Origin of the sequence: Bradyrhizobium sp. Ash2021 (assembly GCF_031202265.1) — a bacterium.
GTDB lineage: Bacteria > Pseudomonadota > Alphaproteobacteria > Rhizobiales > Xanthobacteraceae > Bradyrhizobium.
On the sequence record NZ_CP100604.1, the window covers coordinates 2,388,033 to 2,399,352 of the forward strand.

6 protein-coding genes are annotated in these 11,320 nt (G+C 59.0%); 4 read left to right on the forward strand and 2 right to left on the reverse strand.

All coding sequences use genetic code 11. The annotated features are described in order from the left end of the window. Nucleotides 1-66: 66 nt before the first annotated feature. Genes NL528_RS11635 through NL528_RS11650 form a run of 4 tightly spaced genes read left to right on the forward strand, consistent with a single transcriptional unit; the run spans nucleotide 67 to nucleotide 7,471 of the window. Nucleotides 67-5,190 carry an SDR family NAD(P)-dependent oxidoreductase gene (locus tag NL528_RS11635; RefSeq protein ID WP_309182805.1) on the forward strand — a complete coding sequence of 1,708 codons (5,124 nt, stop codon included), beginning with the start codon at nucleotides 67-69 and terminating at the stop codon, nucleotides 5,188-5,190. Beyond that, nucleotides 5,177-5,908, forward strand: a complete 732-nt coding sequence (locus NL528_RS11640; protein ID WP_309182806.1) for a class I SAM-dependent methyltransferase — start codon at nucleotides 5,177-5,179, stop codon at nucleotides 5,906-5,908. Before NL528_RS11635 ends, NL528_RS11640 begins: the two co-directional genes overlap by 14 nt. Nucleotides 5,909-5,946: 38 nt before the next feature. Continuing rightward, a complete protein-coding gene (locus NL528_RS11645) occupies nucleotides 5,947-6,216 on the forward strand; it encodes a phosphopantetheine-binding protein (protein WP_309182807.1) in 270 nt (89 codons plus the stop codon). Continuing rightward, nucleotides 6,209-7,471 (forward strand): beta-ketoacyl-[acyl-carrier-protein] synthase family protein, encoded by a 1,263-nt coding sequence (locus NL528_RS11650; protein ID WP_309182808.1) that lies wholly within the window; start codon nucleotides 6,209-6,211, stop codon nucleotides 7,469-7,471. The genes NL528_RS11645 and NL528_RS11650 overlap by 8 nt, the downstream gene beginning before the upstream one ends. Here NL528_RS11650 and NL528_RS11655 read toward each other — a convergent pair. Both NL528_RS11655 and NL528_RS11660 read right to left on the reverse strand, forming a co-directional pair. Further along, nucleotides 7,437-9,890 (reverse strand): hypothetical protein, encoded by a 2,454-nt coding sequence (locus tag NL528_RS11655; RefSeq protein ID WP_309182809.1) that lies wholly within the window; start codon nucleotides 9,888-9,890, stop codon nucleotides 7,437-7,439. The two genes, NL528_RS11650 and NL528_RS11655, sit on opposite strands and share 35 nt — an antisense overlap. Before the next feature lie 20 nt (nucleotides 9,891-9,910). Further along, complete coding sequence (locus NL528_RS11660; RefSeq protein WP_309182810.1) at nucleotides 9,911-11,305, reverse strand: hypothetical protein; 1,395 nt, start codon at nucleotides 11,303-11,305, stop codon at nucleotides 9,911-9,913. Between the last annotated feature and the right edge of the window lie 15 nt (nucleotides 11,306-11,320).

The following is an 11,320-nucleotide window of genomic DNA, read 5'->3' on the forward strand; positions in this document are numbered from 1 at the left end:
TTGCCTTTGACATATACACAAGTTAGGATTGTTTGATGAATTGCTGCACGCCTTGCCTCTGACCCGATGTCCCGAATTGCCATCATCGGCTTTCAGGGACGATTTCCGGGTGATGCGAAGTCGTCATTTGAATTCTTTGATCGACTCCTGGCAGCAGATTGTTTTTGCGGCGATGTTCCAGCGGATCGTTGGTCAAATGCTCGGTATGTCACCAGAGATATGGCCGCTGGCAAGACAGCGACCGGACGTGGCTCTTTTATTGATTATGACTATCGTGGTTTTGACCTGGACGTATTCGCCCTTTCCACCGACGAAATTGCCTTTCTAGATCCGCAGCAGCGGCTTGTTCTGGAAGTGGCGTGGGAAGCGCTGGAACAGGCAGCAATAGACCCGAACGCGCTCTCTGGACAGGCCGTCGGCGTCTATGTCGGCGGCTTCACGACCGATCATTTATTGAACCAGTTTTCCGCCCCGGCGCGAAGTGCGCTGGGGCGGTTCTCAGCCGCCGGGTCGACCTTGACGATGCTCGCGAACCGGCTGTCCTACGCGCTTGATTTGCGTGGCCCGAGCTTCACTGTTGACACAGCCTGCGCGTCGAGCCTCACGGCTCTCGCTGCCGCTGTCCGCGACCTGCAAACCGGTGCCTGTCGCATGGCGCTTGCCGGCGGTGTCAGTTTTATGCTCCGTCCGGAATATCAGATTGCGATGTCCGCAGCCGGACTGCTCGCCGTGGACGGTTGCTCGAAGCCATTTTCGAACCTCGCCGATGGCTATGGACGGGGCGAAGGCTGCGGCATGCTGGTGCTGAAACCACTTGCCGACGCCTGCGCCGACAACGACCGTGTTTACGCTGTCATCGAAGCGATCGGCACCGGACATGGCGGACGCACCGCTGGCATATCGTTGCCGAGCGGTCGGGCACAAGAGGACTTGATGCGCCAAGTTCTGGCGGCATCGGGTCTGACGCCTAACGATATCGGATATGTGGAGGCTCATGGAACCGGTACTGTGCAGGGAGACCGGATCGAAGCAAGGTCGATCGGATCGGTTTATGGCGGAGGCGCGCGAAGCGAGGCGCTACCGATAGGCTCCGTAAAGGCGAATATTGGACATCTGGAGGCGGCCGCGGGCGTTGCGGGCGTGATCAAGGCATTGCTGATCCTGCAATCGGGCCGGATCCCTCCTCATTTGCTGGTGGGATTCCCCAACCCGGATATTCCATTCGAGGCGCTCAATCTGCGGTTATCGGGGGGCCCTGAGCCTTTGAAAGCGCCGCATGTTGCAGTGAACGCTTTTGGCTATGGCGGAAGCAATGCACATGTGATCCTCGGTCCGCCGCCCGGGCCCAGCAAGCCGCTGGCGAGTGCTCCGGCTCAAAGCGGCTCTTTGATGCTACCGTTTTCCGCTCAATCAGCGGAAGCTCTGTCGGACTGGCTCGCTCGCTTGTCGGAGCAGATTGAAACCGACGTCTCACCGATCGATCTGCAATACACGCTCGCCAGGCGCCGTGGCCACAGACAGTTTCGCAGCGCAATCTGGATAGACCGGAGTGAGGCGCCGGCATCAATCGTTGCGCAAATTCGCACGGCTCTGGAGACAAGGGACGCGCTTCAGGGCAGGATTGCGACCGATAGAGTCCCGCGTGCGTTGTTCGTTTTTTCTGGCATGGGGGCGCAATGGTCCGGAATGGGACGGTGTCTATGGGCCTCGGAACCCGTCTTCCGCGAGTCCTTGAAAGAACTCGACGCCGCTTTTCATCCTTTGGCCGGTTTCTCGCTAATAGACGCGATGACCAAAGACGAAGATCCCAGCGCCCTGCGGGGGTGCCGTGTCGCGCAGCCGGTCAATTTCGCCCTGCAGGCCGGTCTGGTAAGGGTGCTTTCCGCATACGGACTGGATCCCGATATTTGTCTCGGACATTCTGCGGGTGAAGTCGCGGCCGCGTATTGCAGCGGGCATTTGACGTTAGATCAGGCCCTTTCCGTCTGCTGGGCCCGTTCCGAATTGCAGGACCAGCAGGCAGGCAGAGGGGGATTGCTGGTTGCCGCGATAGGCGACGAAGAGGCTCATACGCTCTGCACCGAGATTCCAAGGCTGGAAATTGCCGCCTTCAATGCCCGCCGGTCTATTACATTTGCCGGGTCAGAGAGGGTGCTTTCACAAGCGGAAAAAAATCTGGGCCTCCGCAAGGTACCATTCCGCCGCCTGCCCGCCGACATCGCCTATCATAGCGCGGACATGGACCCGATCCTGTCCCAGCTTCAGGCACGGCTGGAGGAGCTTGATCCCACTCCTCCGGCTATCCCGCTTGTGTCCAGCGTAACGGCAAAGAATATTTCCGGCCACGGTCATGACGTGATGGGAGCGGGGTACTGGTTGAAAAACGTGCGTGGCCCGGTGCGGTTTCATGCAGCGCTCGAAACAGCTTTCGATTTGGGCGCAACCCATTGCATCGAGTTGGGTCCCGGGCCCGTACTGCGCGCGGCCATAAGAAAAACCGCGAACGATCAAGCGCAAGACATTACCATCATCCCTACTTTGGACGGGGAAGACGACGAACAACTGGCAATTCGTAAAGCACTGACCCGTGTCTATGCGAGCGGCGGACCGCTCAATTGGCTGCGCGTGGCTCCGGCTGGAAAAATCTGCAGCCTTCCCGCAACCGGCTGGCAACGCCAGCAGTTCTGGCATGAGGCTGATGTCCAGGTCCGGGATCGTTTGCGCAACGCGGGTGGCAGCCCTTGGGCGGAACCCTCCATCGTGCCGCAGAGCTGGATTACCGATCTCAACCAGGAGGTCTTCGCATTTCTTTCCGACCATCGAATAGAAGGGGTTCCAATTCTTCCCGGAGCGGCCGCCATGGAGGCTGCATTGCAGACCGCGCTCGCCGTCAAAAAAGGTCCGGGCCCGGCATTGCCGGTAGGTCTGTCGGACATCTGCTTTGAAAATCCATACCCGCTGAACCGGCAAACGGGACAAGTGCTGGATAGCCGCCATATGAACGGTGGCTTGGAAACCCTCGCCTACAATCCGGCCTGCCCGAAGGAAGCAGTTCGCGTTCTCACAGCCAGGATCGCCTCTCCCGGAAGACAGCCCGTGGCGCGGCCCATCTCGGAGCTGACTGACCTGGCGCCGCATCGTTTGGATTCGGAAAAACATCATGCGCGGCTTGCAGCGCTTGGGATAGGTCACGGCCCGTCTTTTCAAGTCTTGCAGCGCCTCTCTCTTGCCGCTGATGGCACGGCGCTTCTCGCGCAGCTAGCTATCAATCGCTCGGTTTTACAGGAGGGAGGCGTTCAACAGGCACCCTGCTTGCTCGATGGAATCTTCCAGGCCGCTCTAGCGCTGACCTTCGTCCGCGACCCGTTGGTCCCGACCTTCATCCGCTTTTACACCCTTCACGCACCTCTGGTGCAACATCTCTGGGCCTGGATAACCCTCAGACAAACCAACGCTGATGGTTTCTGTTTCGATGCAAGCCTCTATGACTCCGCAGGCCAATGCCTGGCGCAACTGGAGGAGATTATTGTCAACCCCCTGACGCCACGCCAAGAAACAGTTTTACCACCTGACATGTCCCTGATTACGCGATGGCGGGAGGCGCAGCCCGAGGGTAGTCCGGCTAAGGGACGCCGTATCGCGGTGGTCGCACCGGAGGGGCAGGAGGAGGACCTGTTGCGGCACGCGCTGATGGCCGCGGGGGCGGACGTGACGACGGTCGGCGGCGTTGACGCCACTGCGATGCTTGTCCCTGACGGCCCCCGGCCTCTTGCAGACAGGCTGGGCGATCTTATCGCCCTCTGCACAAATCCGTCTCGCGGGCGGGTATATCTCATCACACGAAATGCCCAGGCCGCGTGTCCGCAAGACCTTAGCATTCAACCTGAGCAGACGGCGGCATGGGGACTCGGGCGCACACTTTTCAATGAGGTTCCCGAAACCAACACCACGGTGATCGATGTCGCCCGAGGAGAGATGTGGCACGAGGCTGTTGCGCAAGAGATCTCCGCCTGCCGCCCAAGCAGTGAAGTCGCCTTCCGCAATGGGCGCCGGCTGCTGCCGCGGCTGAGTGCGATTTCCTTTGCGGACGCTGCGGCGCGATCGCCGAATTTTGATCGGACCAAGAGCTATCTTATCACGGGCGGATTGGGCGGCTTCGGTCAGCAAGTTGCACTCTGGCTTGTCCGTCGCGGCGCTGGCCGCATCATTTTGACAAGCCGATCGCGGCCTCCGCAGGCCATGCTGGCTCCGCTGGCGCGCGAACTCTCCAGCCAGGGAGGCGAGCTAACCGTTGAGCGGCTGGATCTGACCGACAAATCGGCGGTACGGGCTCTTCTGGTGCGCATCACGTCCTCGGACGCGCCGCTGGCTGGAATCTTTCACTGGGCCGGCATGACCATTGACCAACCCGTCGCAGCAATGACGGTCGAGGATCTTCGACTGGTATTGGCGCCCAAAACGGACGGCGCCGACGCTCTTCATATCGCGAGCCTTGATCTGCCACTGGATCATTTTGTCTTGGCATCATCACTGAGCTCGATCATCGGCAATCCGCGGCAGGCAAACTATGCTGCCGCCAATGCCTATCTCGATGGTCTGGCCTGGTCGCGGCACAGCGCCGGTCTGCCTGCTCTCAGCGTCAATTTCGGGGCGATTGCGGGCACCGGCATGGCGGCAGGCCCTGTTGTGACCGCTCACCTCAAGGCGGCCGGCCTTCCTCCCATGAGCACGGCGACAGCACTGGCGGGTTTGGGGGCCGCTCTTCTATCGGGACTGCCTCAAGTCAGCCTGTCCCATGCGATCAATGCCGAGCGTTGGATGCGATATGATCCCCGCTGTGCAAGGACGGACAAGATGACCGACCTTCTGGCCGAAGTCCGGGGGGTTGTCGCGACCCGACGGGACGTTCGGGCCGAACTGTCCCGGCATCCAGCGGGCAAACGTGCAAGGCTACTGGCGGATCACTTGCGCGTTCTGCTTGCTGAGATCCTGAAGTGTCCGCATGATCATCTCTCCAAAGAATCCGCGCTCGGCCGAATGGGGATGGATTCTCTGGCCGCCGTGGAATTCCAACTTCTTATCGATCGTGAATTCGGGATCGCGGTGCCCATTACGGCTTTGATCGGAGGGCAGACACTGGTCAGCATAGGAACGACGATTGCCCGGGAATTGGCCGATGTCAAAGAGTGACCCGCCGCTTCCATTGTATGACGACCCTTCGATCCGACAGCGGTTCGACATTGCTGCACGCAAAATTCAACGGCAATTTTGGGATAACCAGGCCGTCGTCTGGGATGCCGAGCGGGCAAGTCACGGATTGCGGCCCCACCATATCGAGAGGATGGCAACCTGGTTGACTGATCCTGTTCTACTGGTTGGGGCAGGGCGTGGCATGATGCTCCAAGCCCTGCGGACGAAAGGATACGCCGCGACCGGCGTGGATTGGTCCGCTAACATGGTGGCGGAAGCTCAACGCGAGGGAACATTCGGGCTGAGCCGTGCAGATGCCGGCCACTTGCCTTATGACGATCAAAGTGTGGCTACGGTCATACTGTCGACCGGAGTCTTGCTTCCAACCCACACACAGGAGCGTAGAGACGCCTATTTCAGTGAGGCATGGCGCATTCTGGTGCCGACGGGGCGCCTGATCCTATGTTTGTGGTTTGAGGAAGGGTCTGCAAAAGCACAATGGGCCGCAGAAAACGTGAAACTGCCGATCCACACTCTTCAAGCCCATGTGCACTGGGATCTAGGCCCCCTTGCCGCAAGCCTGTCTCGTCAGGGGTTTGATACCCTCGATAAGATCAAATACGATGACGTTCTTATCTGGGGTGCTGCAAAGACAACGTCGCTATTTCAAGATGAGTTTGCCCCTTCCATTTCTGACCCGTCTTCCAAGCTCCGTTGAAAGACAGTATGTAGCTCAGCATCGCGGGGTAGAAGTTCATGAAAAGCGAGATCATCACCATTATTGCGGACTTCTTGGGGGTTCCACCCGAGCAATTGGACGACTACAAAACGATTGAAGATCTCAACATCGACTCCCTTGATTTCTTCGAAATTGCTTATGAGATCGAAGAAAAATTCGACGCGCCGGTCACCTCTGAATTGCAGCGTCGCCGGGATCAGATTCATAATCTGGGAGACATCCTGCGCCTCACCGAAGAACTGATCGTGAAATACCGAGAATCAAACCCGGCGAAAGCCGATGGGTGAAACTGGAAATGGTATCGCCCGCATCGTTGTCACCGGCATTGGGATCTTGTCGGGCTTTGGGTCTGGCCGAGACGTCTTTGAGGATGGATTGTTTTCCGGAAGATCTGCCGTTCGCAGAATCGAAAGCTTCGATACCGCTGCTCTGAATTGCCATTTTGGGGCCGAACTGGCTCGTTTTGACGGGCAATATCTGATCCCGAGATCAGAACGTTCACTTTACGATCGCGTCAGCCTCATGGCGATGGCTGCAGCCGATGAGGCGCTCGAACAAGCCGGGCTTGACCCAGCGGAGATCGGTCCGGTTACCGGTGTGATGATGGGCTCGGCTTTCGGCCCGGGAGCGGCGATACAGGACTCTGTGCTGCGGATCTCTCAAAATCAGAGGATCCGGCCGACGTCGATCATCAAGATGATGCTGAGCAGCCCCACTGCCGCGCTTTGTGCCCGCTATCGCCTGCAGCGGGACTCGCAGGCGCATGTGACCGCCTGTGCGGCATCGGCCCATGCCATTGCGCAGGCGGTTCAAGCTATGCGGAAGGGGGAGATGGAAATCTGCCTTGCCGGGGGCGCCGAGGCATTTCCGACATTCGAATTGTTCGCTGCTTGGAATGCTCTGTCGGTCATGAGCCCCGATACCGATCCATCCGTCGGCATCATGAGGCCCTTCTCAATAGACCGCAGCGGTTTTGTGATCGGCGAGGCTGCCGCCGTACTCGTCCTGGAACGGGAAGATCGGGCGCGGGCGCGCGGCGCAGAGATCATGGCGGAAATTTGCGGAGTTGGTGCGGTTTCGGACACCCCAACGCTGACCAAACCGACGCTCAGAGGAATGGTCGGCGCAATGCAGGCTGCCATGGATGACGCAGGTCTTATTCCGGCCGATATCAGGCACATCAATGCTCATGGGACGGCAACAGAACTCAACGATGCGATCGAGAGTGAGGCGATAAACCAATTGTTCGGCACTCATGCCGGCAAAATCAGGGTCAGTGCCTGTAAGTCCGCGATAGGACACTGCATGGGGGCCGCAAGTGCAATTGAATCCGCAGCTACCGTTCTCGCCCTCCAGCGACAGCAGGCTCCATGTGCAATAGATTTGATCGGGAATAGATCGAATCCGGACCCGGATGGCGAGCGCTCCGGCCGGACGTCTCCGATGCAAGCCGACATCGCCTTGTCGAATTCATTTGCCTTCGGCGGTCATTACTTGACCCTCGCGTTTAGGCGGATTGCCGATGCTCGGCCGTTGCCGTAAATGCCTCGTCCATGCGGGCGGCGAGCAGGATGGGAGCCAGGCTGTCTAAAGCGGCTAGGGAGATGCCCGCAGATCGACAGAGCTGCAAGACCTCGAGCACAAGCAGGAGTCTGTGCAGTTGCGGCCCGATCTCTTCCAATCCCTCCGGGCCGCCCGTGCTTGCGATCGGTAGGAGACGGGCGGATCTGCTCAGTTCCAGAAGCTCCGCCATTTCCGTCAGCAGCATGTCCCGGTCTGCCGCGTTAATGTGAGGCAGGGTGCCGGAAAGCGCGTCAAGCGAGGTCAGAACGTCCCTCACCGGATTTGGTGGAGCATCCCGGCAGTCGATGACCTCCCGCTCCAGCAGATCGACCGCCTCCGCCGTCCGGCATTGCATGGCCAAGAGGATTGCTTTGCATTCGGAGTAGCGTGCCCGCAGCCCCAGGAGAGCATTCCAGAGCATTGCGTAAGCCTCGTTACCTGGAACGATGGCATGCGGCATCAGGCGCAGGTCAGCTGGCAGGCAGAGCGTTGCGCCGGCGGAAAACGCGGCAGCGGCCTGCGCTGGCAGAGCCGGCGCGTTTCGGAGACTGGCGAACCTTCGCTGTAGGGCCTCGCCTGCCGTGAGGCTTCTCCGATCCAATTCCGCGACCTCCAACGTGTAGGGCAGGCTGTTGCGAAATGCGCGAAGCCCGCGGCCTACGCTGTGCGCGGCAGCTCTGAGCTCCCGGCTATCAGGATGCAAGGCTAGCAAATCCATGCAGGATTTGAGCAACTGAGCCAAATTGGTCTTCAGCGCACGGCTCAACACAAGGGCGCCTGGCTCACTCTGACCGGCACCACGAGCAACCACCAAGGCCTGCCAGCGAAGCTGCACAAGGCTCGTGTTTCCTGATGTGGCCTCAGCGAGCCAGGCGGCACACCGCCTCATTGAGACACCTGCCCCGGGCGGCAAGCCCGCCCCCTGCATCTGGCCCATCAGACGCAGATAGGCTGCGAGTTGCGAGGCATGGCGGGTCAACACCGCCGCATTGGGCTCCGCCGGAGCTCCTTTGATGCTTGGCCTACCGCCGTCCGTACGTCCGAGCCATACACCTTCAACGAGGCATGACCTCTCACCCTTCAGATCCACGAAGCACAATGCTCCGTCCAGAAACGGGATTTTCAATCCTTCGGGATCGAATGCCGGGCAATCAATTTCGAATTCGGCGGCCCTGCCGGTGCCAGGATCAGTCGCGGCGAAGAGAGCGAGGCAATCCGAAGATGGTTGTCTGATCCGGCTTGGAGCAGTCAGATCCAGCGCAAAAGCTATGTCCGGAAGCACTGGTTGCGCCGGCTTGCAAAGCGCCTCTTCGCCAGCAAGCGCGGCACTTGCCATAAACGTTGCGAGCGGAAATTGCTCGCGGATCCGCCAACCGGAAAGACGCACTGCGGGAAACCGCTGGCACAGCCCTGCCCGCATGATGCGGCTCCAGGCATCTGCTCTATGATCTTCCAGGTAGAGTGCCTGACACGCAAAGCTGACACCGACGACGCTTTGTGCTGGGAGCATGTCCAATACCGCTGTCCGGCTGGATGTCGGCACCGCTCGCGGCGACAGCAGGGAGCGTGGCTCTTCCGGCCTGTCACTCATCCAGATCTCGTGATGCGCAACATGCTGCGCACAAGTGCTTCCGCTTGCCGACAGGATCGGACTGGCGTTTGTCACCCAAGGCGGGCGCGTGAACTGCGCCACGCTGAAAGCAATTGGACCGCAAACTTGGTACTGCGGCTCGCGGGCGACGGAGTCTCTCAGTCCTGGTAGAAGGTCTTCACTGACTTCAAAGACCTGAAACAGACGCTCGCCATAGCTGATCGAGCGGACGATGTGCGTTCCCAGATCATGAAAATACCCGACGTAGCGTCTTGCCTGCCCGGCCGTGAGATCGCCATAAAACTCATGCCCCTCATGGCGCGTTTCACGAAGCCTGAGACGTGCCATGGCATTGCGCCCCTCCGGCGTGAGCCATTGCATGATCTTGATCTTGCGATTGAGACCTTGCCATTCCGGCGTGTAGTATCGAGTGCCGCGCCTGCCGTTCAGGCGCACAAGTAAATGTGCCGTTGCCGGCCGGACTGTGAGGTCCATTCTCAGCCGCGCCTCCAGTTCGGCCAACGAGTTTCCCGCCATCAGAGCGCCCGCGGTCACGGAGTGCGGCCCCTCCAGACCAACCATCGGGCTGACGGAATAATCGAAAATATGACTCAGGAGGTCCGCTACACTTTCGTGAAGGGATAATGACGGGAAATCCCATTCAACACGGTCTGACGGGATGCTCGGGATCTCGGTACGCAACGGCTTGCCTTGAGGGAGGCGCCACGGGAGTCCCGAAGAAAAAAATCGAGGTTCCAAGCCAGCCCAAAGATCGACAGGGTCCCCTAGATTGACGGTCACATCCATGTTTGCGTCGATGCTGCTGATCAATTGGGCTGGAAAGTGCCAACGATTAACAGATCGGTCGGAACCTGAACCACGCCCATACTGATCAGGTTACTCGGAAACAGGATGTTGCGCAGAGCAAAATAGCTTACCGCCCCGAAGGAAATACCGGCCATCGCCCCTTGGAAATCGTTACTCAGAATCGATTGAAGCTGACTATTAACGGTGCCTGAAGCTCCTCCGGTGACATTGATGGAGGGGGGTTGAGGGGTGATCTGAATAGATTGGGAGGCCCCGGTGCCCACCAGGCTGACTGGATTGTTAGCCGATACAGTGATTGTGTTTCCGACATTGCCGCCGGGAGTAATCGACTGATACAGGTAAAAGCCGTTTGTCGCGGTTCCCGAGTAGGTTCCGCCAAGATAGAGACTATAGGTGACCGTCGTCCGGTCACAGCAGCTGCCATAACTGAAGGAACCGGCAAAGTGCATCTGCGGCGATATAAAGGCGCTGTACCCCTCCGCAAGCGACGGGCTTTGGGGGTAGAGTTGGAAGGGTTTACCGGCACCGTTGAACCCGGCGCACAAGATGTCCTTGAAGACAATCCGGGAACTGATCATCAAAGTGCAGGTGTAACCGCTTGCCGTCGGAATCGGCTCCAGCACGATCGGGTTTCCAGCGGCCGGGCTGCCGTTCGTCGTGATCAGGAGTTGAACGATAATATTACCCGAGTTCGTTTGAAGCACATTGAACCGGAATTGCGTTGGTGTGAGTGAAGGGATGGAGCCGCCGGCGGAAAAATCGAGCGATGCCAGCTGATATTTGACACCATGAGTGGCAAACCAGCTCTTGATCTGATCCGAAAGCTCCTGAGAGGTGACGCCCTTGAGTACGACGTTGTTGACCGTGAAAACGCCATTCGCAAAATCGAGCACAACCGTATGGGTGGTGGCATTGATCAATCCGGTTACGGATGTCAGCTGGACTTGGGCCGAGACCGCTGGATGAGCACCAACGTCGATGCTCTGAGCCGGACCCCAGGTGACACGGGGGTCATTTGGGGTGCAACCACAGGACGCCGGCTGGAATCCCGAAGCGACGGGCATGGTGCCTGAGCGGGTGCTGCCCGATACGATCGCCTGGGTGACTGTGACCGTATTCGAACCGCCGGTGAAGACAAAGCTTGGCGGGCCAAGCGTGAACGAAAATTGCGTGACCACACAGTAGTCGCCATGCGAGCTGGTGAGTCTTGGACCACAGAAAACCTGCGAAACCGTCATTTGCTGGGAGTTGGACGTCATGCTCTGGAATTGCACCTGGAAGAATTTGTTGATCGAGCTTTCCAGGACATTGAGCACGGCATCCCAACCATTGAGCACCTCTTTGTCCTGAGCCATTTGGCCCAGAAGGTAGTTGAGCGTCGGAGCATCGGCCATTATGGGGGGTCTCTC